Source organism: Candidatus Defluviilinea gracilis (assembly GCA_016716235.1).
GTDB classification, from domain to species: domain Bacteria; phylum Chloroflexota; class Anaerolineae; order Anaerolineales; family Villigracilaceae; genus Defluviilinea; species Defluviilinea gracilis.
This window is the reverse complement of the sequence record JADJWS010000001.1, coordinates 384200-410640: the sequence shown is the minus strand read 5'-3', so window position 1 is coordinate 410640 and position 26441 is coordinate 384200. Positions and strand designations below refer to the sequence as shown.

The following is a 26441-nucleotide window of genomic DNA, read 5'->3' as shown; positions in this document are numbered from 1 at the left end:
GAATTTGCAGTCTCATCCCTGCCCGTAGATACCCTGACAGGCATATGCAGAATCCACGGCTATTCCTACGAAGCCCGTTCAGATGATGGTATCTTCTAATCCCTGCGACGCCTCATTTTTTTCTTAGATGTTCTCTGAAACAAATACTTTGACTTGAAATTCAACTCGTAAACAACGTTCATAATATCTTCAATGACATCCAAAGCAATCCTTAAATCTGATTCGATTGGTATTTCTAATTCATGAAGCGCTTGATTGCCAAGAAAACGGAAACTATGCAAGTTCTTTACAATCTCTGGTGGAATAATTTTGGATAAACTATTAATTTTACCGTCCAACGTCTTTACGATTTGACCATGTTCATTTGGGCCCTCGGTTATTCTTTTATCTAAACAAACGCTTTCTAGCAAAGCCCTTAATCCAGCAGCGCAGAGTATGAAGTTCTGGCTATTGAAAGCATCCGATGTCTCATTGTATAAACGGCGCATTTTTCCAGATAATTTGACGTAAAATTTCACTTTATGATCAGTACGTTTAGGATAAAGCCTCTCGTAGTGAGTTTCATTATCGCCGAATTTGAGGTCAGCCATTTCTCTTGCTGTAACAGAACCACAGCCAAGACATTGGAGAATTTGCCAAGTTGATTTTTCGTCACCCAAATATGCTTCACCATCATAAACCATGAACTGAAACTCTTGACTAAAGATTATTTGGTTCCATGTCAAGCGCTCGCAAGTCTCGCAAACAATACGTTCTTTCGTCTCAGTTTGTGCGGTCATAAATTTTCCTCCAAGCAAGTAAGCAAGCAAATTCTTTCGCTGATTCATTTCACGCGCAATCTGCTTGTGAATATTATATCCCCACCTATGGCACTATCAGACTTTCATTAACCTCTCCTTTCATCCAGTTGACCCAACTTGCCACTTACTCTACGTTGTCCACATGCCAATTCTGCTTTACAATCCAGCAACCTATGCAAGCACTCAACTGCCCCAACTGCGGAGCGGCGCTCCCTCAAAAAGCCATCAAAGCATCGGACTTGGTCTCGTGTGAATTTTGCGGCACCAGTTTCCGCGTGCCGAAGACCCTCACGCCCGAACCCGACATGGGAGATTTGATCCTCGGCGCGGATTTCAGCAGTAAAACCATGCCAGGCTGGGAAGTGATCAACGAGGAACTGCTCACCTTCTACAAAGGCAGTCCCTCCGAGTTGCGCGGAAGTTACAAACCCAGTCCCAATTCCTATTATGTGTTGAAAAGTTCGGGGTTCTTGGATGACTTCGACGCCAGCATCAACATGAAATTCACTGGCGGCGACGAGAACATCATCCGCGCGGGGTTTTATGCGCGCTTCTCTGATAACGGTGGGTATGCAGTGTTGGTCTCCGTGTTGGGATCGTACACCATTGGCTATTATAAAAAAGATGAGAAGAACGAACTGAAATGGGAAGATTTACTGCCGTGGGCGAATCACACCGCCCTGCGAGCAGGGATGAACGAGACGAACCGTTTGCGCGTCCTCTGCGACGGAGGGCAGTTCCGCGTCTACTTGAACGGGGTGCTGGCAACTTCATTCAAAGACGATCAATTCAAGCGCGGCAAACTCTATCTGGCTGTCGTCCCGACCGAGAAATCAACTCTGGATGTCGCCTTCTCCGATCTGCAATTGAGGGAAGTGCTCAAGTAGTCCGACAGACTCGAATTTTACTTGCGCAACAACGCGCGTCCCAGCCTGATGCACCAGATAATATACATAATCCCTCCAAGCGCGTTCAAACCAGCAACGTAGAGATACCAGGGGACAGTCGTTTCCGAGTCGAAACCTGAAAATATCCCGGGAAGTACGGCTAATCCAGTAACCATCAGTACGCCCGCGACTAGCCCCCAAATATTCAGGTTGCGATTCAAGAAGTTATTTTTCAGCATCGAATAACTGAATACCAGTACCCACAGACCGATCAACGCGCTGCCTGCCGAGGAGTACAGCCCTGCAAGAACCCAGCCTGTGATCTGTGAGATCACAAGCACAGAGCCAATTACCACGGTGATAACACCTACCCACGCAAGGACGATTCCCACTCGAAACAGTGAAGGCGATGTTGCACGGTGTTCAACAAACAACATCCATGCCAAAATTCCGCTGAAAATTCCTGCCAAGCCGTTGAAGATATCGTTCAGCGTTCCGAACGGCTGCCCCACCGCGAAGAAGATGATCAGAAGAACAGCCGCGAGGATGTATATGATACCTGTTGTGATCGCCATCTTGCCAGTTGTCGCGGAAGATAAATTATTTGCGGTCATTGCGCCTCCAGGTTTTTCGAAGATCTTGATGCGATTATACATCCTCTGCATCGCATCAGACTTTCATTAACCTCCCCCTTCGTCCAGTTGCCAATTTAGTCCTCTCGTCTTATAGTCGAACAATTCTCTAATCCTCCAATTCTCAAAGGTTGGAAAAGTCTCCAGTCTCCAATCTCTAGTCTCGATACGCCCCTCTTAAAACCATTCGGGGCTACTCGACCACCAATTACCAATCACCAATCACCAATTACCACCTCCCAGGAGTTCCTATGCACGGCTACGGCTGGTTTTCCTACATGCGTTCGGGCGACGAAAAGCCCAAAGTAACCAAACAACTTTTACTGCGCGTTCTCTCGTATGCGCGCGGATACTGGTGGCACATCGCAGGGATGCTCGTCACGATCCTCCTCACCACAGGTCTGTCCCTGCTGACGCCGCTGATTTTCCGCAATATGATTGACGTAGTGATTCCCGCCAAGGATGTGAATCGACTCGTCTGGCTGGGCGTGGCGTTGCTGGCGATCCCCGCGCTGACGGGCGTCGTTAACGTCTTTCAGCGTCGTTTGAACTCAGCCGTCGGCGAAGGTGTGATCTACGATCTGCGTTCAACGTTATTCTCGCGCTTGCAACACATGTCACTGCGATTTTTCACCAACACAAAATCGGGCGAATTGATGTCCCGCCTCAACAACGACGTGGTCGGCGCGCAGAATGCCATCAGCAATACCATCGTCAACATCGTGACGAACTTAATTGAAGCGATTGCATTGCTCGCGGTTATGCTCACGATGGAGTGGCGATTAACTCTGATCAGCATCGTCATTCTTCCGTTGTTCATCATCACCGCGCAACGACTCGGTAACACCTTGCGCGATATTGCGCGTCAAGCCATGGATACCAACGCGCAGATGAACGCGCACATGAACGAGACCCTCAATATCGGCGGCGCGCTTCTCGTCAAACTCTTTGGGCGCACGCGCGAAGAGGAGAATCGTTTCCGTCAACGCGCCGCGAGCGTGCGCGACATCGGCATCCGCCGCGCCGTCGTCGGCTCGACGTTCTTCGTCATCTTCGGTCTCATCACTGCGGTTGGCACTGCGCTCGTTTATGGTCTCGGCGGCTGGTACGTCATCGCGGGCACGTTCACTGTCGGCACCATCGTTGCGTTCGGTTCGTATCTCGGTCAACTCTACGGCACGCTTCAAGGTCTCGCGGGCGCGCCCGTCGAATTTTCGACCAGCATGGTTTCGTTCGAGCGCGTGTTCGAAGTCATTGACCTGCCGCAGGACATCGTCGAAAAACAAAATGCGACGCCTCTGCGTGATGTGCGCGGCGAACTCGAATTCGACAACGTCTCGTTCGACTATCACATTGACCCCTCCAAATTGTTGAAGGATGTAAAACGTTACGGACGCCACGAAGATGTCGGCGCGGTCTTGTCGTTGGCGGATAAGAAGACTGCGGATGATGGACGACAAATGTCGAAGGGCGGAAATGGTCGAGGGTCTGCGACCAATCATCGGGAGGAGAGAAGCGGTTCTTTATCCGACGGGGAAACTGACTCGCCCTCTCAAGCCCGCGATGTAGCCCTCGAGCGAATCTCCTTCGTCGCCCATCCTGGACAGTTGATCGCCCTCGTCGGTCCCTCTGGCGCGGGCAAAACAACCACCACCTATCTCATCCCGCGCCTCTACGATCCAACCGACGGGGTCATCCGCATTGACGGGCGCGACCTCAAAGATGTGACGCTCGATTCGTTAGCGAACGCGATCGGCATGGTGACGCAGGAGACGTATCTCTTCCACGACACCATCCGCACGAACTTGACGTACGCAAAAATTGACGCGACTCAATCTGAAATTGAATCCGCCGCGCGCGCCGCCAACATCCATCAATTCATCATGGACCTGCCCGACGGCTACGACACCATTGTGGGTGAGCGCGGCTACCGTCTCAGCGGCGGCGAAAAACAACGCATCGCCCTCGCCCGCGTCATCCTCAAAGACCCGCGTATTCTGGTTTTGGATGAAGCGACAAGCCATCTCGATTCCGAATCCGAATCGCTCATTCAAGAAGCGTTGAAGCGCGTGATGGCGGGACGCACAAGCATTGTCATTGCCCATCGCCTCTCCACAATCTTGGCGGCTGATTTGATTTTAGTGATGGATCGAGGAAAGATCGTCGAGCGCGGCACACATGAGGAGTTGATTGCGTTGAATGGGCTGTATGCGCAGTTGTATGAAACGCAGTTCAATCGTGAGAAAGTTTGACCTTGCCCCGTTATACAGAACTCGGAGATTTCAAAAATCTCCGAGTTCTGTTCATGAGTTACCCATTCACGAGACCGATACGTCTTTCATGAATCGTTCGAAGCCCCTCTTTGTTAGCGCGGCGAGTTCTTTAAACAACTCAGGTTCGACCCGTTTGAAGTTGAAACAGGATTTCCCTTGCATTCGCTTTTTCAACGCGGGACTGATGTCTTTCAATAGATCGGGGTACATGTAAACAGGCATGAGATAGAAGGAAACATAATTTTTCTTGATGTGGGTGGACGCGAAGTACAGTTCCTTCTTCCATTTCTGGCTGTAGGGTCCATCGAGATAGAACACATTCTGGTTATCCATTTTTACGGTGAGTTTGGGCGCGTAGGGTTTGAGAATATTTTTCAATTGTTCGAATACGATGGGGAAGTCGGTTCGGGGGGGCATGCGTTCTCTCCTGTTCTTCCCGCAGTTGAACTGGAGAAGAACATAATGGCATTTTGATCAGGACTTACGCGGTTGGCGGGCAGTTGTACTGCCGTCGCCGCAGTGCAACTACGACGCAACAGATTCAACGGCGTAAGTCCTATTGATCATGCGTCGGCAGTTCAACGGCTGGCGCATCGCTTTCTCATGGCGCAACAACATTCACACGGATATAGATCGGGTCGCCAAAGGCGAGACCGCCAGGGTCGAATGCCTGCCACGCGGATTCATACTCTCCATCGGTGAATGGCGCGGTGAATATGATTTGAATGGTGGCGTTCATGCCGGCGCGGGCGGGGAACAGCGACGCTTCCGTTTGGGCGCCCAAGTCTGCGCCGCCGATGTGGATGAAGCGATACGTTGAGTCCCAGTCGCAGGTGCCGCTGTTTTGCACCAGCCATTGCTTGTCGATGACTGCGCCGTAGGTGACGAAGGTGTTGTCGGGTATGGTCAAGTCTTCGATATAGGTGAGATCGTTGACGCAGGTTTCCGCTTCTGATGTTGGGGCGATGGTTGGCAACGGCGTAGATTGTGCCGTCACGATATTTTGTGTGGGTTGGATGATGAACGTGGGTTCGATGAGCAGGGACTGGGATGTTGGCGGAATGAACGGGGTGGGCGTATCCGCAGGCGAGCAGGCTGAGGCGAGGAAAACGCCGGGGAGGAGAATCAGGATGAATTTCGAAATGAAGCGGAGCATGTCAAAAATAAAAAAGGCGGACACAACGGTCCGCCCATGAATTATTTATGCTTCTTCGTCGGATCCGCCGCCATCCTCGCCGCCGCCGATTTCGAGCGGCATGGCGATCTCGCCGCTTAAGGCTTTCTGGCGGATGACGCCGTCGATCTCAGCCATGAGCGCGGGGTTCGAGCGGAGGAAGTCTTTCGCGTTTTCGCGCCCCTGACCGAGGCGTTGATCGCCATAGGAGAAGAACGCGCCGCGTTTCTGGACGATCTCGAATTTGGTTGCCAGGTCGAGGATGTCGCCGGCGCGCGAGATGCCTTCGTTGAACATGATGTCGAATTCGGCGGTGCGGAACGGAGGCGCGACTTTGTTCTTGACCACTTTGACGCGGGTACGGTTACCGATGACTTCCTCGCCCACCTTGATGGCTTGGATGCGGCGGACATCGAGGCGCACGGAGGCGTAAAACTTGAGGGCGTTGCCGCCTGTGGTGGTTTCGGGGTTGCCGAACATCACGCCAATCTTCGAGCGGAGTTGGTTGGTGAAAACGACGGCGGTTTTGGTCTGGTTGATGGCACCGGAAAGTTTGCGGAGCGCCTGCGACATGAGCCTTGCTTGCACGCCCATGGTGGCGTCGCCCATGTCGCCTTCGATTTCGGAGCGGGGCACGAGCGCGGCAACCGAGTCTACAACGACAATATCCACGCCGCCCGAGCGGACGAGGGTTTCGGTGATTTCGAGGGCTTGTTCGCCGGTATCGGGTTGTGAAACGAGCAGGTTGTCGATATCCACTCCCACGCGCGCGGCGTAGACCGGGTCGAGGGCGTGTTCCATGTCGATGAAGGCGGCGGTGCCGCCCAGTTTTTGCACTTCGGCTATGATGTGCTGGCAGATGGTGGTCTTGCCGGAAGATTCGGGCCCATAGATTTCGATCACACGCCCACGCGGGATGCCGCCCACGCCGAGGGCAATGTCAAGCGAGAGCGAGCCGGTGGGGAAGGTCTCGGTTTGCATGTGTTGCGCTTCGCCGAGACGGATGATGGAACCATCGCCGTAGCGTTTGAGGATGTCTCCGAGCGCTTTATCGAGCACGGCGCGTTTGGCGCCATCCACATTGCGGGAGGGTTGTTCCTGTTCTTCAACAGCGGTTTTAGATTTTCGAGGGGACATGGTGTGTTTCTCCAATACAGTGTAAGAGTCTTAATGTTGTGTAGCCGAGAGTATAGCACAGATGTTCTGTGCGTCAAGGTACGGCGGTAGCCGTCCCCGGCAGAAAATCCAGCGTCGGCACGGGCGGCGGGGTTAGTTGAAACCCGTCCTTGTCTGTAAACGTGAAGTAAGTGACCTGCCCCGGGAAGATTTCCACAAAGAACTGCATATCCTTCTCTTTGTATTCCATCAGGATTTTGTACACCCCTGCGGGCAGGTCGCTTAATACCAAATTTTCTTGATAATACGGATCGGCGTTGACCGAACCTTCGGCGTAGGTGAGAACTTTTCGCAACGGCGTTTCAGAGGGCAATGGCCGCACCTCAACGGAATATTGATTCAACAACTTGCCTTTTTCGTCTGTGATACGACCCACCAACACGCCCCAACCCTGTGGCGGAGCCATCCACAACTCCGGGTTGAATGTGTTGTAGAAGGAGTTTTTCCCCAAGCGGATCTCAAAATGTAAATGCGGTCCCGTCGTCGCGCCGGTATCGCCGACCAAGCCGATCACATCGCCGGTGTCCACGTGTTGACCTTCAACAGCCGAGATCGCGCTCATGTGCGCGTAAATTGTGAACAACGATTGACCCTTGTAGCCAAAATCGTGACGAACTACCACCGCCAGCCCATACGGATCCGACTCGTTGCCGGGCACTTCGGTATACAAGCCCCAACCCGCCGAAACAACCGTCCCCGCCCCTGCCGCGAGAATGGGAGCGCCCTCCGCCGCATCGATATCCACGCCGGTGTGCACAATATTCGGCGCGAAGAACACGCCGCCATAGCGATATTCCGCCAGGGGCCAGTTGACGTTATCCGCCGCGATGGGGCGCGCGAAGTAAAAATGATCATACGGCGAAACAGACCAGGGTATCGGGTACAGAGGCGGACGCCACCCCGAAACCGGCTCTGCTCCGGGCGTTGGCAGGATGAATCGAAACGGTTCGATCGTGGGACGCGGCGTCGCTTCCGACTCGCTAGGTAGCTGATTCGCATCCCCGGCAATCACCCCCGTTGGGGTCTGGCTCGCGTTGCCCGGCGTTGCGGGAACGCAAGAGGCGAGCAAACTTAGAATCGCCAACCCGAAAATAAAACCTATCCTCTTGTTCTTGGAGGAACTGTAGCCAAACAGGCGAGACCACGCGAACCCTACATTCAATACCTTCCTCATGGAATGATCGTCGGCGGCGTGACCGTGGGCATTATTGTGTTGGTTGGAATCGGCGTGGTGGTTGGCGCGGTCGTTCGCGTGATGGTCGGCGTCAACGATGTGGTTTGCGTAATCCGCGGCGTGCGCGTCAACGTGATGGTCGGCGTGAAGGTGGAGGTGACGGTCGGCGTGAATGTGGGCGGGAGCAAACGCGTGGGCGTGAGCAACACATCGGGCGGATATAGTTGCAAAAGCGCCGAATAAAAATCAAGCCCGTCAGTAAGCGCGAATTCGGTGAAACGCGCGCCTCGATAAAACGTCCGCCAGTTGGGGAGCGCCGGGACGCGTTGCCAGCCGTACTGGAGGGCGAGCGCGGTCACATCCACCCAATACCCCGCAGGCACGGCGCTGTACTTGCCGCCTTGTTCGTACACTTTCGGGTCGAGGTTATATCGCGCCGAGAGGTCCCACGGGTTTGCGCGGAGCGGCTCGCCGAGCGAACCATCCTGCGCCTGCGCTCGGATGTACAATCGCCAATACGTTTGCGCGCCGTAATCTTCGCGCGCGGCAACCATCCAGCCGGCGTTGGTCATCAACGAATTGATGGCGAAAGCGCGCCCAGTATATAGCCACGATTCCTCGAAGCCCGGGTCGAGCGCTGTGGTGATCGGAACATACGCGTTCTCGAGGCTGGCGAGCGCATCCCAGCCCGATTCGAGAATGACGCGCTCGCGCAAAGCGTTGAATGCCTCGTCCACCCGGTCGCTCAATTGCGGGTACGGCGCTTGCACGTTGTTCAAACTCACGAGTGAATCGCGCCCCGCGCCTTCGGAGGACGCGGCAATGTTCGACACCCAAAGCGGGGCGGGGGTGATTCCCGCAGTTTGTTGAACGATCGCCGGCAAAGGCTCTGCCAGGATCAGGTTTGCCCAGTCGAAGCCTCGTAACGAACTGGGGAAGGTTGCCAGCGGTTCGAGCAGGTTTCCATCCAGCGAATAATTCGCCAGATAGGTTTCATTTGGCGTGTTAAACGTGGTGATGAAATTGTCTCCCGATGGATTCCATGCGGGATAATTCCCGTCAGCGACCCAGACGGCGGGCGCGTTGCGCGTTGAATCCCAGAGGTAAATCCCGCTTCTCCCCACATTCTGGCTGGATGCCGCCCACATCAACCGAGTCCCATCCTGCGACCAGACCGGATGCGATTCCGCCGCGTCTGCTGTGTTGCTTAAGTTGGCGTAACGCGTGTTGTCGGTTTTATCCAGGTCGGCAAGGATGATCTCGCCATCCGACACGAATACGATCTGCCGCCCGCCCGGCGACCACGCCGGCGAATGGTCTGCGGTTGCGGAGGAAGTCAACAAGATTGCGCCCTCTCGCGGATTCCCCGCCGGCCCAATCACGACCTCAAGACTATCCTCGAGGTAGGCTTCGAAAGCGAGGAATGAGCCGTCCGGCGACCAGGTTGGCGCGCCCTCATATTCCGGTGTGTCGGTGAGCCGGGTCACTTCCCCGTTGGAGGCGTCGAAGAGATAGAGGTCCCAGTATCCACTGCGGTTGGACGCGAACGCGATCCGCGTTCCATCCGGGCTGATGGCAGGCGTGATGTCGTCCCACTTATCGCCGGTCAAACGTGTGAGCGGCATCTGGTTCGGGATGAATGCAAAGAGGTGGGCGTAGCCGTCTTCCTCGATCGAAAAGATGAGCGTCTCGCGCGCGCCGCTAGAGATCGGCAGGGCGGAATCGGCTGTGGAAGGGGTTTGCGAAAACGCCTGCGGAGTGGACGGATCCTCGCCAGGTTGCAAGCACGATGAAAGAATCAGGAGCAGGGGGATAATGAGAGTTAGTCTGGTAAAAGGTTTGCGCATTGAAAATGTCGATTAACTAGAACCGGGCTGAGGCGGTTTTACGTCGAAGGAAAATTTGACCGGTTCTTGCGCAGGTCCGTCGGGATAATATAACTTTGCCTCCAGCGTGTATGGATTCTTCAACTCCTCAGCGCGGATGTGCATGGTGAGCTCGAGTTTCCATCCCATCGGCTCGACGATGCTTGCAGAGGCAACCTCGCCGCCGTTCGCGTCTTTCAACGCCACTTCGATGTGCGGTCTCTTTTGAAACGGCGTAACTTCGATGTTCACTCGCGCGCGATAGCCATCGGGGTACGGCTCCGCCGCGAGCGACGTGATCCGCGTCTCCGCAGGCGTCATGCGTTTCAAATTGTCTTCGGCAAAAAAGAAATCCATGGTAGTTAAGTAGTTGAATAGTCGAGTAGTTGAATAGTTCCGGGTCTCCCGTAATTAACGGGAAAGAGCTTCACCACGAAGGGCACAAAGTACACAAAGGCAAAAAAGAGCCTAGATTCCTTGGGTTTTCCTTTGTGACCGTCGTGTCCTTTGTGTTTGAAAAAAAGGTTTCCCGTTAAAAACGGTAGAGCCATAGTTCCTTAGTCAGGAAGAGTCGTCAAAGTGAATAAACCAAAAGCTCACATCTCTCTGTGTTCTCTCCCGAAGACCATCGGGACAATGTGTGGCGACGAATCCTCTAATCCTCTAATCCTCTAATTCTCTTATCCACTAATCTCCAGTCTCTAATCTCTAGTTGTTACTCATCGAACAAAAATGTCGCTTCGGCGTATAAACGCACGCCCTTCTTCATCACGCGCTCATCCACCCACTTCTTGAGGTATTCCCTTTTGTATTCGATCGGCTTTCCGCTCGACAACTCGTGCAGTGGATAATTCAAATGCAACGTGCGCGGCGAAACGGTGAAGCGTGTGATGCCGGTGGGCAGAACGATCTTCCTCCCCGCCAGTTTGAGCAGGGTGCGAATCTTGAAACGCGGAAAGATAATCAACGCGGTCAGGTCTTGGTGAACTTCGCGGAACGGTTCGATCAACGTCTGACTGGTGCGATCGAGCGACGCGGACGTTTTGTACGCGTTCACAATCGCATGAAGCGTGGCGATATGATTCGCAAGGTCGGTAGGCTCTTCCAGGAGTAAATACAACTTCCCATCGGGCAGGCGCGCGTTGACAGGCGCGTACTTCGGCGCGTCCACCGATTTATGCGTGTCGACTTTGACAACATCGACGCCTTTGAGTTTGCGAAGTTCGCTCATCAACGATTTCGCGCTCATCCCCCAGACAACATGATTCCATGTTTGTAAATTTACGTTTTGGTCGTCTGCTTGCACAACCTGCGCCACAAGATGCGGAAAGTCCAACTCATGCAACGATGTGACGCGGTTCGCGCCGTCCAGCACCATGTACCGTTCTGTGCCGTCCGTTAATGGCATCACGATGGGCGGGTTGCGCAGAACCCCCGCGCCGCGCAGTTTTTCGATCAGCGGGGCGCTCCTTTGCGCGTCGTGGTCTTCATGCAAGATCAAACTTTCGATGGGCAAAATATCGAGGCGAGGCAAACCTGTCCTGAGCGAAGTCGAAGGGTTTGGAATCATCGGGCGAAGGATACCACAGGAAGTTGAGCGCGTTCAACTTACAAAAGTTTCAACGCTGTGGCAAAGTCCTGCGGGTACTCCGCTTTGAAGGTGAGTCTTTCGTGAGTGTTTGGATGTGTGAGCGTCAACGACAGCGCATGCAACGCGGGACGCGCAATAATATTCGACTCCGCCGCGCCATACAGGACATCTCCCACCAGCGGATGCCCCACCGCCTTTGCATGGACTCGTACCTGATGCGTTCTCCCCGTCTTCGGCATCGCTTCAACCAACGCCGCGGCTTGATACAGTTCCCTCAGCCTGAATCGCGTCTCCGACGGCTTCCCGTTCCTGTCGTCCACGGCTGTCCGATGCTTATGCCCCACATTGACTCGCAACGGATGCTTCGCCGTTCTCTCCTCCCACGTTGGATTCCCCTCCACGATCGCATGATAGACCTTCTCTACCTCGTGATTCTCGAACTGCATATTCAACGCGCGGTGACTCTCCGCATCTCGCGCGAAGACCATCACCCCGCTGGTGATCTTGTCCAAGCGGTGAATGATCCACATTTTCCCGAACTCCTCCTCCAGCATCTTCACCAAATACGGCGAATCCTTCTCCCACCCATCAGGCAGAACGGGAATCCCTGCGGGTTTGTTGAGGACGAGGATGTGTTGGTCTTGATAAATCACTGTCATTATTGAATTGTAATCTACGTGAAAGGTCAAATTCATATCTTCTTGAGTATGATGGCGGCTGTTCGATTCAAATTACAAGGAAAAAGTATGAGAAAAATAATTCTGGTTTCGCTGATTAGTGTATTGTTTTTATCTGCATGTCTTAGAACGCCTTCGGAAAACCCTGCAACTTCCGAAATTACAAACGCGCCAACACAAACCACTGACCTGTCCCCGACGCCGACGCAACAACCTACATCTACGCCTGAACCTTCGCCGACCCCAACAGCAATCCCTGCGCCATCCATTAACCCTGACACTGCTGCAACTATTGTTGCGCTGGAAACCATCACTGACCACCAGACGCCAATCCGTAATATTTTTATCCCTAATACAAATTCATTTATAACAAGTAGCGACGGACAGGATTCATTGCTTTATCTTTGGGAGAAGAAAAATAAAGTGTCAAACAGCCCATTAGGTATCTCGGAATATCCTTTTCCACCTATAGCAATTTCTCCAGATGGGAAGTTGTTGGCAATGCGAATTCTGCCCTCCTCGGGCGTCGATACTGTGATGGCAATTTTCGATTTAAGCACGGGTGAAATTATTACTCAGTTTGAATTTCAAACTGATAGATTGAGCCATGTTATCAATGATGTTCAATGGTCGCCTGACGGGAACTTGCTGGCAATCGGAAATGCAGATGGGCATGTCCAAGCATACGAAACGGAGACATTTTCTCGTTTGCTCGATACAAAAATCCAACCCGACCAAAAAGATTCTGTCGCCCGTATTAATGTTGTGGCATTTTCTCCTGACGGCAAATTGTTGGCTGCCGCAGGACAAGATGAAGCGATACGGATTTGGGATACGGCAGACTGGAACGAACCGAAAGTAATTGATAATAGCATGTTCCCGATTTTAGATCTTGAATTTTCACCAGATGGGAAGTTCATCGTGGTAGGCGATGCAGGTGAGATATATGTTTGGGATTTGGAAAACGAAAAAGAGGTCGAAGGCTTTAATCCACAATTTAAAACTTTTACTGTTGCTTATTCGCCCGATGGAAGTCTATTGGCGGCAGGCGGAATAGACCGTCGAGTCAGAATTTGGCGAACAGATACTTGGGAAATGGTAGCCGAGTTAACTGGACACAAAACTAAAGTGATCAGCCTTGAATTTTCGTTCGATGGGCAATTTTTAGTGTCTGCCTCAGAGGGCGCTGGACCAGAATACCCATCTACGGTTATTTTATGGGGATTGCCTTAATTTCCCAAGTTTCATCCGTGCTAAAATCAGAGTTGTAGCCTTTAAAAAAGGAGCAAACTATGGACTGGAAGCAAAGAATCATCGTTGATCCAAAAATCCTTGTTGGCAAACCAGTCATCAAAGGAACCAGACTCGCGGTCGAGTTTATCGTCGAACTGCTTGGTCAAGGTTGGGATGAAAGCGAAATCCTGCGGAATTACCCAGGCATCACCCACGAAGATATCGCCGCTTGTCTGATGTACGCGTCCAATATTCTCAAAGCCGAGAAGGTCTATCCGCTTGAACTTTCACAGGCTTGATGAAGTATCCGTTTATTTTTATTGTCCTCGTTACTGATGTCACGCAAGAACACTTCTAATCGAGACATATTCTTTTGTGAGAGTGGCTACCGTCCACGAATACACACGAATAAACGAATTGACGCGTCGCCATTCGAGAATTCGTGGTTTCTATTCGTGGATGGTTCGCTACCGAAGCAAAACTGCGGAACATAGACTCATACGTGAATCTTGCACAAGTTACTTTGTGATGTATGGCAACTCTTCACCTGATTTGTGGATTACCAGGCTCGGGTAAAACAACGCTTGCAAAACAACTTGAAACATCGGAAGGCGCCGTGCGGTTCTGCCCCGATGAGTGGATTGCGGAAATTCTCCTTGACCCAGACGATAGAGAAGAAATGGACAGATTGCGGGATATTGTATAGTCCATTCAATGGAGTTTTGCAAAACGCATCCTTGCGCTTGGAGTTGACGTGATTTTGGAAAATGGGTTTTGGTCACGCGAAGAGCGATCCCGATTTCGAGCGGAAGCTGAGGCGTTCGGCGCAAAGGTGGAGTTGCATGTTTTAGATGTTGAACTTAACGAACTGTGGCGAAGGCTCTCCGAGCGAAATATGAACTTGCCGTCGGGAACGTTCTTTGTCCGCAGAGAGGATTTGGAATCGTGGGCAAAACTATTTGAACCGCCAACCGAAGATGAACTTTCTTGACCCCGACTCTCGACACGGTTATCATGCTTGATATGAACGAACCCTCCGCAAACAACCCATTCTTCGTTGATTCGCTCAACCATCCCCTCGCGGGACCCATCCGCAAACTGCTCACGCGCGAGGGACGGCGCGAACTCAACCAAATCATCATTGATGATGAGGAGAACATCTCCCAAGCCCTCGAAGCGGAGATCGAGATCGAGTCGGTTTATTTTTCGGGCGACGACAAAGTTTCCGACAACCTGAGAGAGAAACTCACCGCAGGCGCGACCATCCACGAAGTAGCAAAACGGACAACGAAGAAACTGTTCGAGAACGATAAACTATCGCGCATCTTTGCCATTGCTGAAACTCCCAAGCCAATCGGGTTGGAAAAATTGAAATCCATCACGAAAGATGTTGTTGTGCTGGAAGATGTGAGCATTTCGGGGAACATCGGCAACATCATCCGCACATCGTTGGCGTTGGGCGTCGGCGGGATGATCCTGCTGAATATGGATCCATTAGATATATACGACCGCAGGTTGATCCGCGCGAGCAGAGGCTACCTGTTCTCGTTGCCCGTGATGACCGCGACAACAAATCAGTTAATTGATTATTGCAAGCAAAACAATCAACCTTTGCTGGTCACGTCTGCGGATGCGGACAAAACAGTGGATGAGATCGCGTCTATCAATGAACGTCTGCTCATCGTCTTCGGCAGTGAAAAAGAGGGATGCTCGCCCGAGATCGAAAATGCCGCGAGTTTGAAGGCGCGGATCCCCATCAATAAAAAAGTGGAGTCGTTGAACGTCTCAGCGGCGGCGGGGATTACGTTGTTCGCGCGGAGAAATTTCAACCAAATTGGACAGTAGACCATTGACGATTGGACGCTATCATGGTCAATTGTCTGTCGTCCATCGTCTGCTATCATCGGGAACTTTTTGTGTGGAAATTCGTCCATTCAGTAACAACATATTTGGAGATGATAATGAAAAAGATTTTTATGTTACTTTCTGTGATGGCAATTGTTTTTGCCGCATGTTCCTCCGCTAAACCCGCTTCGATCGTTGGGGAGTGGACTCTTGAATCCTATGGCGACCCAGCCAACCCGACGCCCGCCGCGCCCGATGTGGAGACCTCCATCATCTTTGGCGACGATGGTCAAGTGAATGGAAATGTCGGTTGTAATGGCTTCGGCGGCGACTACAAAACTGGCGACGGCACGATCACATTCGGCGCTCTGTTTTCGACGTTGATGTTTTGCGAAGGCGCGGCAGGCGAACAGGAACAGGTTACCCTCGCTGTATTCGTTGGAACCACATCCTATACATTGAACGGCAATACGTTGACCGTCACCTCGGCGGATGGAAGTTCTGTGGCTGTGCTGGCGAAGAAATAGAACCATTTATATAAGCGCGCTAGAGCGCGCGCTCTACATAAACATCAATTGTAGAAGTAAGGCGAGATTAATCTCGCCTTACGTTTTTAACTGCTCGCTCCGCTATACTGTTTCAATCCCCGTTTCCAAACTTGTGATGCAACGATAAAACTGGCGATGCCGATGGCGAAGAACATCACGATGCGCCAGCCCTCGAGTTCGCCGCGCAAGGCTTGGAGGGGAATCGTCGTTGCCACCGCGATGGGGATCAGGAAAGTGACGATGATCTGCAACCAGACGGGATACACAGTGGATGGGTAGCGTCCCGCGTCGAGCAGGGCGTGGAGGATGGTCACGTTGTTGTCGAATTTGGTGAACCAAAAGGTGAGGGCGATAAGCACGATCCACAAACTGTAGATGATGATCACGCCTGAGACGGCGAGCAAGACGAAGTGCGCGAAACTGAGCGGGGTGACCAAATCTCCCGAGATGTTGATGCCGACGGCGATCAACACGATGGCAAGGAGTAAATCCCAGACGCGCCAGATGGTGATGCGCGAAAACGTGACGAGGAACATGCTGTTGACGGGTTGCAGGATGGTGTAATCCATCGAACCGTCGCGGATGGATGCGTTGAATTTTTCGGTGTTGGGCCAGATCAGCGCGACCATCATCGTGTTGACGAGGCGGAACACGCCGAGCAGGGCGATCAATTCGCCGAAGCCCCAGCCGCCGATGGTTTGTGTGTTGCTGAAGATAATGCTGAGGGTGAGCAGTTCCCAGCCGAGCCACATCAGGTTGAGCAAAATATTCACGACAGTATCGGCGCGATACGCCGCCGCCATTTGAACGTTGATCTTGATCAGGGTGAAAATAAGTTTGAAGGCGCGCATGTCAGGCTCCGACCGCCGAATAGCGTTTGACACCCTCGCGCCAGACGAATCGGAACCCGATCAGGGCGGCGGCGAGCCAGAGGATGCCTGTCGCGTATCCCTGCGTGATTTCGCTCGTCGAGAGATTTCCCTGAATGATCTGAATCGGCAGATACATGAATAATTGAAACGGTAGAACGCGGGCAATGTTTTGGACGACCTCGGGCATCAATTGCAGCGGCACAAAGGAGCCCGCAAATAACAAGGTCAGCGCGTAATAAAATTCGTGAATCGAATACACGCGCGTCGTCCAGAAGGCGAGGGAGGTGATGATGCCAGAAAGTAAAAAGTTGATGGAGTACCCAAGCACGATGGCGGGGATCGCAAGGGCGATTCCGCTCAAGGAAACTGAATCAAATTGAGGCTTGAAGAGAAGCGTGAGTCCGATCCAGATCGGAATCAACAGCATGAAGTTCAACGTCTTGAAAGCGATGTCGTTCACGAGCGTGTTCGTCAGCATCGGATGGATCGGTTTGATGAGTTCGCCCGAGAGCGAGCCGTCTTGCACTTTGTATCCGAAGATGTGAATGATGATGTTGCTGGTGAGTTGATCGACGATGAGCAGGATCATATAATAGGTGACAAAATCGTTGGCGGTCAGTCCGTTCACGTCGCCGTTGGCGGAGGCGATGCTCGTCCACACCGCGAGATAAATGATCGGCGACACGAGCCAGTACAAAATATACATGATGAGGTTGGCGCGGTATTGCCATTGCTCCGCCCAGTTCACTTGCCAGAGTCGTTTGAAGATGTTAAACATGATTCACCTCATGTCGTTGCGAGGAGGATGCTCTTTCCGACGAAGCAATCTCCAACACGTTGAGGAGATTGCTTCGGGCGAAGAGCAGAGCGCCCTCGCAACGACATAACTTTACTCGTTGAAAGCCCGTTCGATCACATCTTCGATCGGTGGATCGGCAATCGTGATGTCGTGGATGGGGAGGTCGGACAACATGCGCGATGTGACTTTGGTGACGTCCTCCGATTTGACTCGGATGTAAACCTTCTCCGCGTCTTCCTCATTTTGAACTGGTTCGCCATACTGCGACAGATCGCGTCCGTTCGACTTCTCCAACCCTTCGTCTTCGCTCAGGGCAAGTCGCACGCCGATCAATTTGAATGGCGCAATGCGACGCGAAAGGTTGGCGATGCCGCCGTCATATTTGAGTTGACCGTGATGGATGATGATGATCCGTTCGCACAACGCGGTCACATCTGCCATGTAATGACTCGTCAGCAGGATCGTCGCGCCTGTGCGTTTGTTGTACTCGCGCAAGAACTCGCGGATCTTCACCTGCCCTGAAATGTCGAGTCCGATCGTTGGCTCATCGAGAAATAACACTTTGGGACGATGTAACAATCCCGCCGCGATCTCCACCTTCATCCGCTCGCCCAGCGAAAGGTTGCGGACGGGTTTCTTCATCAACGGTTCGAGTTCGAGAAGTTCGTCGAGTTCTTTGTATGTCTTTTTATAATCGTCATCCGAGAGGCGATAGATGGCTTGCGCGAGCAAATACGAATCCGCCGCGGGGATGTCCCACGATAAACGGTTGCGTTGTCCCATCACGAGGGTCATCGAGCGCAGGTAATCGGGTTTGAGTTCCCACGGAGTGAATCCCAGCACGGCGGCTTTGCCTCCAGTGGGGTGGAGCAGACCCGATAACATTTTGAGTGTGGTCGTTTTCCCCGCGCCGTTCGGACCGAGGAAGCCGACGATCTCTCCCTGCTCGATCTTGAAGTTCACTTCCTGCACGGCTTTCACATCTTTGTATTTGCGTTTGAAGAAGCCGCGCACCGCCGCGCCGAATCCGCCTTCGCGTTCGGGGACTTGATACGTTTTGCTGAGTTGTTCAACGAGAATGGATTCCGAAGTCATGCCCTTGTTCCTTTGAGAGGAGCGATTTTATCATTTGTATAGGACTTACGCAGTTGAACCTGTTGCGCCGTAGTTGCACTGCGGCGGCGGGGTTGTCTAAAAAGGGGAAGAACAAGTTGAGAAAACGGCGTAAACGGAGCAAGAGACAAAAAAACTGGCGGTCATTGGATCGCCAGTTTTCGTAAATTGTGCGCCATGCACACCAGACCCCACTCCACATCCACTTTTTTCAACCCTCGGAGCATGAACCTTCGGAAGCCCATGTTCTGTTTCACGTCCCCGAAGACCGTTTCGGGTTCAATGCTTCGTAATTTACGCAAGGCCATACCCTGCTCGGAAAGCAGGTTGTCTTTGGCTTGCTGACGATAGCGGCGGAGTTCAAATCCGACTTGCATTTGGCGATTGCCTTTGGCTTTGGTGCATTTGGGTTTGAGAGGGCAGGCGGCACACTCCAAACATTCATAAACCCGCCGTTCAGATAAGAAGCCGTTTTTGGATTGGTAGGGTTTGGTTTCGATATAGACCATGCGATGGTGGGCGGGACACACGAACTGATCCTTGTCCTGATCGTAGGGAAAGCAGGTTGACTTGAAGCGCATCTTCTCAAGCAGTTCGGGTTTGCGCGGCGGGTGTTGCTCCTGGTGGAAGGTGTTGTATTTGAGGTAGTTCCCCATGCCGTGCTTTTCCAAATAGGCATAGTTTTCTTCGCTGCCGTAGCCTGCGTCGCCAGACACGTTTTTGAATTGTTTGCCCTGCGGAAACTGCTGTTGTTGCATATGGGGAATGAAGCAACTGGTATCGTCGGCTTGTTGGTGGAGGCTATAGCCCACCACAAACTGTCCTTCGGTTCCTATTTGCACGTTATAAGCCCGGCGCGCCAGCGGCTTGCGCGCCGCCCGGTCTTCCTTCATGCGCAGACTGCTGGCTGCGGGTCGGTTTTCGAATAGCTGTTGCGTCCCGCCAGAATGCGTTCTTGCTCTTCGTACTTCTCCAAACGCGGCACATCCTCCTGCTCCAATTTCTTCATTGCCTTTTTCTGTTCCGGCGTCAGCGGCTTTTCCCTTCAACTGGGCGTTGATCTCCGCCGCTTTCCGCTTCACCTTCTCGGCGTCAACTCGCTTTGCTCGCCCAGTTCTCCCAGGTTTTCCTCCCCGTATACTGCATTCTCGCGTTCGTTCACCTGCTCGATTTCATCCAGCAACGCCTGAATTTGCTGTTGTAGTTTCTCCTTGTATTTCTGCGTCTTCTTCGCCCACACCACTTTGTGCGGGTTGGAGTTGCGCCCAGCTTGCTCCCATCCACAAAGTAATTCTCCATCTTCACGTAGCCCTCTTCCACCAGAAGCTCCATCATCGAAGCGAACACTTTCCGCACCGCTTCCTTCAACGTGTCGCTCCGAAAGTTGTTGATCGTGTGAAAGTCCGGGTTGCCCCCGCTGATCCACATGAAGCCAATATTCTCCCACAGCGCTTTTTCGATCTTCCGCGACGAATAGATCTTCTGGGTGTAGGCATACACAATCACCTTCAACATCATGCGCGGATGATAACTGCTCGTCCCGCCCCCTTTGTATTTTGCTAAAAGCGGCTCGATGTCCAGCTCATCCACGACGCGATTGACCACCCGTACCAGATGTTTTTCAGGGATTAATTCTTCCAAACTCGGCGGCAGCAGACTCAACTGCTCCATTGCGTACGGCTTGAAGGTGAGGTTTCGGTTGTTCATCTCCCTATTGTATTAAACTTTTCCCCAACTGAGGAGGGGCTGTCCTCCCCTTTTTAGACAGCCCCTGCCAACTGCGTAAGTTCTGTTGTAGAAAAAAGCGCTAGAGGCTGATGCCGCGTTCATGGTTCTATCAAAGGGAGAAATTTTTTAACGCGAATGGCGCAATAACACTTTTAAAATTCGCGTTATTCGTTCATCAGCGGCATTCGCGTTCCAAGGCTTTTTCTCAACCAATCATTTGAGGAGATAGCCGCGTGCCGTTGGGGAACATTTGTGAGAAAATATCGTCAGATAAAATGAAAACAAATTTACGAGGAATATCATGAAAAAATTCTATCTGTTGATCGTTGCTGTGCTTATGCTTGCCGCGTGCGCCCCCGCCGCGACCCCATCCCTCGCGGGGGAATGGGGACTCGTTTCGTATGGCTCAGCCTCCAGCCCAACATCTGCCGACCCGAGCATTGACACATCCATTTTGTTTGACGCTGAAAAGATCAGCGGCAATGTGGGTTGCAATCAATTCAATGGCGGATACACGTTGGAGGGTAGCAACATCGTTTTTGCCCCATTCATCTCGACGAAGATGGCGTGCATTGGCAACGCGAGCGTGCAAGAGTCTGCCATCCTCAGCGTTTTCGCTGGCGCCGCAACCTTTTCGCTGGATGGCGATACGCTGACCATCACTTCTGCCGATGGCGCGTCTGTGATTGTGTTGGCGCGGAAATAAATTCTTTAGCCACAGATTCCACGAATTGTCACGGATTTTTTATTTCTTTACGTGATGAGAAAATCGAAAAGCCAACCCTCTATTCAGGGTTGGCTTAATTTGTGTAAATCCGTGTAATCTGTGGCTGAGTCTCTTGGGTTTACAACGCGCTCACGCGATACCAAATCTCTACGTTCACATTGATCGTCTTGCTGTGTTGAATGTCCATGCCGAGGCTGGGTTCGGGGGTGATGCCCACGGAACGTTTCATCGGCGCCGCCTGCATCGCCGCAAATTGCGGATACGGCATCTCTTCGTCGAAAGTATTTTCGATCAGGTCGTACACGCCAAGAATTTTCACGCCCATCGCCTTCGCCACTTTGTCCGCTTTGCTTTTGGCTTTTTCCAACGCCGCGAGCAAGCCGCGTTCGCGCGCTTCATCTTCGTTGTACTTCCACACGATGCGTTCCAACGTGGCGTTCTTTTGCTCTGAGATAACATCGAGTATCTCGGCGAGCGAATCCAATTTTTCACACTGGATTTTCAGCCGATACGTCGCGCTGGATGATTTGAGCAACGCGCCGCTCGACGTCTCGATGTGGACTCCCTGCAAGTGGATCGCTTCCGATTTGACCCCGAGGCTGGTCACTGCTTCGACGAGTTGATTCACCTCTTTGGCTTTTTTCATCGCCGCGTCCCCGCTGACGAGCGACGACCCTTTGACGGTCACGAACAAGTCCGCGCGGTTGGCGGATATCTCTTCTTTATGATTGGCAGATACTTTGATGGTGTCGGGTTTGGATTCCATAGCGTTTTTACTTCACAACCTTCAGAAAATCTTCCGCTGAAATTCTTGCTTGTTTGAGGATACTGTGTAATGTTCCAATTGCCACTTCATTGTGCATTGGCACGACACAACCAACAGTTCCCTCATTTGTAGATTTCTTCATTACAACATGGCTTCCACGCTGGCGCGCTTGAACAAAGCCAAGCCTTTCCAACGCGCGGACGATCTCCCGCCCTGATAGATGCGGCAAACTAGGCATACACTGCCACGTCGAACGTGGTCAATAATCGGCGATTAAATTCTTTCAGCGGGAATTCTTCTAAGTAGAGTTCTGTGGCTTCTTTGAGATTCGCAACAGCCTCTTCGATTGTTTCCCCTTGACTCACGGTTCCCACTTCGGGACAATCTGCCACATACCAATTGTCTTCCTTATGGATTACGGCTGTAAAAGTTTGAGTCATGGTCGTTCTCCTGTTTCTTTTGAAATTATAGCATCTTCCTCAATTGTCAAATGCAGACAACTCAAATGGCCGCGTTGGGGGCTATGAGATTTTCCCTTTTGATGTTGCCAGCCAGCGGAGCGCCAGCCAGTGATGCGAATCGGGTCGCGCCCACGGGTGATGTTGGCGGACACGGGCAAGCGCCTCTTCGGCGTTCAGCCTTTCCAAAAGGATCAATGTGGCACAGCAAATTGTAACGGAACGATTCATCCCTGCCACACAGTGGACAAGGACGCGTTGATCGTTTCTCAATCGCTCGATCACCCAGCCCACCTCCTCACGGATTTGTTCCACTGTCATCCCTTGCGAGCCCTCACCGTGTTCGATTGCCCTGTCGTTTGGATGTAAATCTTTTCCCGACCTTACCCAGCGGCTGGGTTTTTCTCCGAGGTTGAGCGCTGCGTCCACTTGCGGGCGCGACTTGGGTTGTACATGCACTCCACCGACGAACAGCCTGCGGCGTATTTCAATGCCGTTTCGTTTGATGTTGACGGGATCGCCACCGTATTTCTTGTTGATCGCCTTGAATTCGGGAACCAATCTGTTCGTCATGGGCGGAGCGGGCGACCAATCGCGTTCGATGGTGAAGGGTTTTTGGACAACGCGGCTAATCTTGCAAGTCACTTTTCGCGCCAGAAATGACATATCCGCCCCGACAGGGAGGCGCAAACCAAACATGTAGAATACATCTTTTTTATTGGGCTGACGCCATGAATACATGTAGGCGATGGTTCGCGATGAATCGTCCATGCTGTATTTGTCGAGGTTGGTGAAAAAATCGTCCCGTTTGAGTTTGGAGATTGTTGAGAAGGTCAATTCCAACGGAATGAACTTTGCCTTGACGCGCTCGATGATTTTCCCATCTTTGCGGATCAATTTGGAGGACAGCGGCTGGAATCCTTGAACGCGCAACACGATCGTGTTTTTGGTTTCCTCGTAGGAATCCAACCTGCCGCCTTGTAGAAGGGAGGCAAAGGGATGTTCGATGATTCGCGCGCGAGTCTTGGATGTCATCAGGTGACGGTCAACTTTTGCTTCGGATATTTCTCGTATCGCTTTTCATCCATCACGCGTTTGATGCGTTCAAAGCCTTCCCGAATTTCGGCGAAGGAGGTATAGAGTGATGAAAAGCCGAGGCGGATGTTGTCGGGTTCGCGGAAGTCGGGGATAACGTTCATCTCTTCGATGAGGGCGCGGTTGATGCGGTAGCCGTCGGCGTGGCGGATGGAGATGTGTGAGCCGCGCTTGGCAGAGTCACGTGGGGAGCCGAGGGAAAAGCCGAGAGGGGCGAGCCAGCTATCCGTCAGGAAAGAAGCGTAGTCTGTCATCAAAATGGATTTGGCGCGGATGGCGTCCATGCCCGCTTGCAGAGTCGGTTCGATGCCCGCTTCCATTGTGAGGAGGGAGATCATCGGTTGTGTGCCGACCAAGAATCTTTGCGCGCCGTCGGCGGGTTCGTAGTCGAGACCGAAGTCGAACGGATTTTTTTGTCCCCACCAACCCCAGATGGGCGAGGTGAGTTTGTCTTGAATTTTTTTGTTGACGTAGAGGAAGGCGGGCGCGCCTGGTCCGCCGTTGAGATATTTGTAGGTGCAGCCGATGGCGAAGTCGGCGTTGCAGTGGTCGAGTTCGATGGGGACGGAGCCGACGGAGTGACTCAGATCCCATAGCACGAGCGCGCCTCGTTCATGCGCGAGTTTGGTAACTGCTTGCATGTCGTAGATGTATCCGCTTTTGAATACGACATGCGAGAGTGTGACGAGGGCGGTGTTTTCGTTGATGGAGCCTTCGAGTTGGAGGAGGTTGGGGGTGATGTCGTTGTCGGCGGGGGTGATGCGAAGGATTTCGTATTCGCCCTCACCCCTAGCCCCTCTCCCGCGGGGAGAGGGGGATAATAGATTTTGTATTCCTTGAAGAATGTAAAGGTCAGATGGAAAGTTAAAAGTATCTGTGATGATTCGTTTTTTGTTGGGTTGATGTGTGAGCGCGGCGGTGGCGAGTTTGAAGAGGTTGCTGGATACGGTGTCGGTGACGATCACTTGACCCGCCTCCGCGCCGATGAGTTTGCCGATCTTGTCGCCGACGCGTTGCGGCGCGTCCCACCAGCCTTTGTTCCAGCCGCGGATGAGGTCGTTGCCCCATTGTTCTTCGACAACTTGTTTTGCTCGCTCTTGCGCGACTTTGGGCATCATGCCCAGCGAGTTGCCGTCGAGGTAGATGAGGTCGGGGTCGGTGATGACGAAGCGCTCGCGGTAGGAGGCGAGGGGGTCGAGGGAGTCGAGTTCTTGGGCGAAGGAGAGGGAGGGGGAAAAGGTGGGCATGGTGTGCATTGTAAAGGATGAAGGGTGAATTATGAAGGATGAAAGAGGAAAGATGCGGGTTACGTGTTTCCATGTCTACCTGTTTACTTGTTTACTCTGAATCCGACTCATCGCATATTCCGCCAGCGCGGTGATCGTCAGCGACGGGTTGACGCCAGGGTTGGCGGGCATGATCGAGCCGTCTATGATGTACATGCCTTCGTAGTTGTGGACTTGGAAGTTTTCGTTCACAACGCTTTCTTCGGCGTTTTGTCCCATCGGCGCGCCGCCGAGGATGTGCGCGGTGGTGGGGAGGTTGAACGCGTTCTCGGTGATGGAGCCGAGCGCTGCGCCGTTAATTCGCTTTGCAAATTCACGCGTCACATCGTGACCCGCGTCCACCCGCGCGTGGATTTGGTGATCGGCGTCGGGTTGGGCGACCAAGCCGCGGCGGAAGAGCGTGAGCGGACTGCGCCCGATGCGGAATTTCATGTGATTGTCCACGTGTTGCATGACGAGCAGGATGGTCACTTTGCTCGCCCAGTTGGGGAAGACCATCGCGCGGAGGTAGTCAATGGGGTGGCGGAGAATCCACGCGAGCGAACGGACGAGGCGGGCGGGGACATTCGTCACATCGGAGACGAGCGGCGCGCCGAGGAAACGCATCAGCGACGAGCCGTTTGGGTAGCGGACAGGTTCGACGCGAGTCACCTCGTCCGCGTTCATGATGGAGGAGATCGAAACGCCTTGCGAAAAATCCACGTCTGATGTGCGGGCAATCGAGCCGAGCAAGGCTTCGGAGTTTGTGCGCACCATGTCGCCGAGTCGCGGCGAAAGATTCGGCAGTGACTTTTTCACGTCTCGCAGGTTCAATAACAATTTCATCGTCCCCATCACGCCAGCGGAGAAGATGACATTCTTGGCAAAAACTGTTTGTTTGCGTTTGAATGGGGAGGTGGAGGGTTGATAGATGATTTCGTAACGAGCATCAGACCTTTGACTTGCGACCTGTGACTTGATGTTGTCAAAGGTCAAAGGTCGCACGTCAATGACTTCAACCTCCGCCCGCACCTCCGCGCCGTTCTTCTCTGCGAAGTACAAATAATTTTTCGGGAGCGTATTCTTCGCGTTGTGACGACATCCCACCATGCAACCGCCGCAATGGATACAGCCTGCGCGGGCGGGTCCGTCGCCGCCGAAAAAAGGATCGGGGACGGTGACCCCAGCCTCCCCGAAGAATGAACCGACATCCGTCGCGCGGAAGGTGTGTCCCATGCCGCGTTCATCCGCAATTTGTTTGAGGACTTCATCCGCTTTCCAGAGTTTGGGATTGCGCGCCACGCCGAGCATCTTCTTTGCCGTCTCGTAGTGCGGAAGGAGCATGTCGCCCCATTTCACATTTTGATTCCACGCGGCGGTTGCGAACGTCTCGTTGCTGGGAACTTCGAGCACGTTGGCGTATCCCAAACTTCCGCCGCCGACGCCCGCGCCGTGCAGGATCATCGCGCCTTTGAGAATGCTGACCTGCAAAATGCCATGCGCGCGGAGGGCGGGGAGCCAGAGATATTTCCAGAACTGCCAGTTGGTTTTGGCGAAATCTTTATCGTCGTAGCGTTTGCCTTTTTCGAGAACGAGAACGGAATATCCTTTTTCGGTGAGCCGCATGGCGGAAACGCTTCCCCCGAAGCCTGAGCCGATGATGATGAAATCGTAGATCATTTTGGAAGGATGAATTATGAAGGATGAATTATGAAGGATGAAGGGTGAAGGCAAATGTTGAGT

General features: G+C 52.7%; 30 protein-coding genes. 9 read left to right on the top strand and 21 right to left on the bottom strand.

Annotated features, from left to right (window positions below):
• Nucleotides 1-95: 95 nt before the first annotated feature.
• Nucleotides 96-779 (bottom strand): DUF4145 domain-containing protein, encoded by a 684-nt coding sequence (locus IPM31_01945; GenBank protein ID MBK9005733.1) that lies wholly within the window; start codon nt 777-779, stop codon nt 96-98.
• A gap of 194 nt (nt 780-973) precedes the next feature.
• Between IPM31_01945 and IPM31_01940 the strand changes: the two genes are divergently transcribed.
• Nucleotides 974-1687, top strand: coding sequence for a hypothetical protein (locus IPM31_01940; GenBank protein MBK9005732.1), 714 nt, complete (start codon nt 974-976; stop codon nt 1685-1687).
• Nucleotides 1688-1704: 17 nt separating this feature from the next.
• On the opposite strand, the gene IPM31_01935 is transcribed toward IPM31_01940, so the two are convergent.
• On the bottom strand, nt 1705-2301 hold the full coding sequence (locus tag IPM31_01935; GenBank protein ID MBK9005731.1) for a hypothetical protein: 597 nt from the start codon (nt 2299-2301) through the stop codon (nt 1705-1707).
• Between the two features lie 296 nt (nt 2302-2597).
• On the opposite strand from IPM31_01935, the gene IPM31_01930 reads away from it, so the two are divergent.
• Complete coding sequence (locus IPM31_01930) at nt 2598-4571, top strand: ABC transporter ATP-binding protein (protein ID MBK9005730.1); 1974 nt, start codon at nt 2598-2600, stop codon at nt 4569-4571.
• A gap of 66 nt (nt 4572-4637) precedes the next feature.
• Here the strand turns inward: IPM31_01930 and IPM31_01925 are convergent, their stop codons facing one another.
• From IPM31_01925 to IPM31_01890, 8 genes are all read right to left on the bottom strand, one after another.
• The gene (locus tag IPM31_01925; protein MBK9005729.1) at nt 4638-5009 is read right to left on the bottom strand and encodes a hypothetical protein; all 372 of its coding nucleotides are present in this window, start codon (nt 5007-5009) and stop codon (nt 4638-4640) included.
• Between the two features lie 184 nt (nt 5010-5193).
• Nucleotides 5194-5748, bottom strand: coding sequence for a hypothetical protein (locus IPM31_01920; protein ID MBK9005728.1), 555 nt, complete (start codon nt 5746-5748; stop codon nt 5194-5196).
• A gap of 45 nt (nt 5749-5793) precedes the next feature.
• Complete coding sequence (recA, locus tag IPM31_01915; protein MBK9005727.1) at nt 5794-6903, bottom strand: recombinase RecA; 1110 nt, start codon at nt 6901-6903, stop codon at nt 5794-5796.
• A 73-nt stretch (nt 6904-6976) separates the two neighbouring features.
• Nucleotides 6977-8116, bottom strand: coding sequence for a M23 family metallopeptidase (locus IPM31_01910; GenBank protein ID MBK9005726.1), 1140 nt, complete (start codon nt 8114-8116; stop codon nt 6977-6979).
• Complete coding sequence (locus tag IPM31_01905) at nt 8113-9963, bottom strand: PD40 domain-containing protein (GenBank protein MBK9005725.1); 1851 nt, start codon at nt 9961-9963, stop codon at nt 8113-8115. Before IPM31_01905 ends, IPM31_01910 begins: the two co-directional genes overlap by 4 nt.
• Nucleotides 9964-9975: 12 nt before the next feature.
• Nucleotides 9976-10338 carry a hypothetical protein gene (locus IPM31_01900; protein MBK9005724.1) on the bottom strand — a complete coding sequence of 121 codons (363 nt, stop codon included), beginning with the start codon at nt 10336-10338 and terminating at the stop codon, nt 9976-9978.
• A 358-nt stretch (nt 10339-10696) separates the two neighbouring features.
• Nucleotides 10697-11551 (bottom strand): hypothetical protein, encoded by an 855-nt coding sequence (locus IPM31_01895; protein MBK9005723.1) that lies wholly within the window; start codon nt 11549-11551, stop codon nt 10697-10699.
• A gap of 38 nt (nt 11552-11589) precedes the next feature.
• Entirely contained in the window at nt 11590-12231 is a 642-nt protein-coding gene (locus IPM31_01890) for an RluA family pseudouridine synthase (protein MBK9005722.1), read from the bottom strand.
• A gap of 87 nt (nt 12232-12318) precedes the next feature.
• Between IPM31_01890 and IPM31_01885 the strand changes: the two genes are divergently transcribed.
• From IPM31_01885 to IPM31_01860, 6 genes are all read left to right on the top strand, one after another.
• Nucleotides 12319-13482 (top strand): hypothetical protein, encoded by a 1164-nt coding sequence (locus tag IPM31_01885; GenBank protein ID MBK9005721.1) that lies wholly within the window; start codon nt 12319-12321, stop codon nt 13480-13482.
• 59 nt (nt 13483-13541) lie between these two features.
• Nucleotides 13542-13781 carry a DUF433 domain-containing protein gene (locus tag IPM31_01880; protein MBK9005720.1) on the top strand — a complete coding sequence of 80 codons (240 nt, stop codon included), beginning with the start codon at nt 13542-13544 and terminating at the stop codon, nt 13779-13781.
• Between the two features lie 233 nt (nt 13782-14014).
• On the top strand, nt 14015-14188 hold the full coding sequence (locus IPM31_01875) for an AAA family ATPase (GenBank protein ID MBK9005719.1): 174 nt from the start codon (nt 14015-14017) through the stop codon (nt 14186-14188).
• Between the two features lie 48 nt (nt 14189-14236).
• Nucleotides 14237-14473: an AAA family ATPase gene (locus IPM31_01870; GenBank protein ID MBK9005718.1), complete on the top strand. Its 237-nt coding sequence runs from the start codon at nt 14237-14239 to the stop codon at nt 14471-14473.
• A 32-nt stretch (nt 14474-14505) separates the two neighbouring features.
• The gene (locus IPM31_01865) at nt 14506-15327 is read left to right on the top strand and encodes a hypothetical protein (protein MBK9005717.1); all 822 of its coding nucleotides are present in this window, start codon (nt 14506-14508) and stop codon (nt 15325-15327) included.
• A 116-nt stretch (nt 15328-15443) separates the two neighbouring features.
• Nucleotides 15444-15854: an META domain-containing protein gene (locus IPM31_01860; GenBank protein MBK9005716.1), complete on the top strand. Its 411-nt coding sequence runs from the start codon at nt 15444-15446 to the stop codon at nt 15852-15854.
• A gap of 86 nt (nt 15855-15940) precedes the next feature.
• Here IPM31_01860 and IPM31_01855 read toward each other — a convergent pair whose 3' ends face one another.
• From IPM31_01855 to IPM31_01835, 5 genes are all read right to left on the bottom strand, one after another.
• A complete protein-coding gene (locus IPM31_01855; protein ID MBK9005715.1) occupies nt 15941-16726 on the bottom strand; it encodes an ABC-2 family transporter protein in 786 nt (261 codons plus the stop codon).
• Nucleotide 16727: 1 nt separating this feature from the next.
• Nucleotides 16728-17525: an ABC-2 family transporter protein gene (locus IPM31_01850; GenBank protein ID MBK9005714.1), complete on the bottom strand. Its 798-nt coding sequence runs from the start codon at nt 17523-17525 to the stop codon at nt 16728-16730.
• Between the two features lie 111 nt (nt 17526-17636).
• A complete protein-coding gene (locus IPM31_01845) occupies nt 17637-18641 on the bottom strand; it encodes an ATP-binding cassette domain-containing protein (GenBank protein MBK9005713.1) in 1005 nt (334 codons plus the stop codon).
• Nucleotides 18642-18802: 161 nt separating this feature from the next.
• Nucleotides 18803-19552 carry a transposase gene (locus IPM31_01840; GenBank protein ID MBK9005712.1) on the bottom strand — a complete coding sequence of 250 codons (750 nt, stop codon included), beginning with the start codon at nt 19550-19552 and terminating at the stop codon, nt 18803-18805.
• A 265-nt stretch (nt 19553-19817) separates the two neighbouring features.
• A complete protein-coding gene (locus tag IPM31_01835) occupies nt 19818-20366 on the bottom strand; it encodes a transposase (GenBank protein ID MBK9005711.1) in 549 nt (182 codons plus the stop codon).
• A gap of 322 nt (nt 20367-20688) precedes the next feature.
• Between IPM31_01835 and IPM31_01830 the strand changes: the two genes are divergently transcribed.
• The gene (locus IPM31_01830) at nt 20689-21093 is read left to right on the top strand and encodes an META domain-containing protein (GenBank protein ID MBK9005710.1); all 405 of its coding nucleotides are present in this window, start codon (nt 20689-20691) and stop codon (nt 21091-21093) included.
• Nucleotides 21094-21232: 139 nt separating this feature from the next.
• On the opposite strand, the gene IPM31_01825 is transcribed toward IPM31_01830, so the two are convergent.
• The 6 genes from IPM31_01825 to IPM31_01800 all read right to left on the bottom strand — a co-directional run bounded on the left by IPM31_01825 (nt 21233) and on the right by IPM31_01800 (nt 26378).
• A complete protein-coding gene (locus tag IPM31_01825) occupies nt 21233-21880 on the bottom strand; it encodes an SIMPL domain-containing protein (protein MBK9005709.1) in 648 nt (215 codons plus the stop codon).
• Nucleotides 21881-21887: 7 nt separating this feature from the next.
• Entirely contained in the window at nt 21888-22118 is a 231-nt protein-coding gene (locus tag IPM31_01820) for a type II toxin-antitoxin system HicA family toxin (GenBank protein MBK9005708.1), read from the bottom strand.
• On the bottom strand, nt 22111-22320 hold the full coding sequence (locus IPM31_01815; protein MBK9005707.1) for a type II toxin-antitoxin system HicB family antitoxin: 210 nt from the start codon (nt 22318-22320) through the stop codon (nt 22111-22113). Before IPM31_01815 ends, IPM31_01820 begins: the two co-directional genes overlap by 8 nt.
• Before the next feature lie 81 nt (nt 22321-22401).
• A complete protein-coding gene (locus tag IPM31_01810; protein MBK9005706.1) occupies nt 22402-23373 on the bottom strand; it encodes a dual specificity protein phosphatase family protein in 972 nt (323 codons plus the stop codon).
• Nucleotides 23373-24680 (bottom strand): kynureninase, encoded by a 1308-nt coding sequence (kynU, locus tag IPM31_01805; GenBank protein MBK9005705.1) that lies wholly within the window; start codon nt 24678-24680, stop codon nt 23373-23375. Before kynU ends, IPM31_01810 begins: the two co-directional genes overlap by 1 nt.
• Nucleotides 24681-24755: 75 nt before the next feature.
• Nucleotides 24756-26378 (bottom strand): GMC family oxidoreductase, encoded by a 1623-nt coding sequence (locus IPM31_01800; protein MBK9005704.1) that lies wholly within the window; start codon nt 26376-26378, stop codon nt 24756-24758.
• Between the last annotated feature and the right edge of the window lie 63 nt (nt 26379-26441).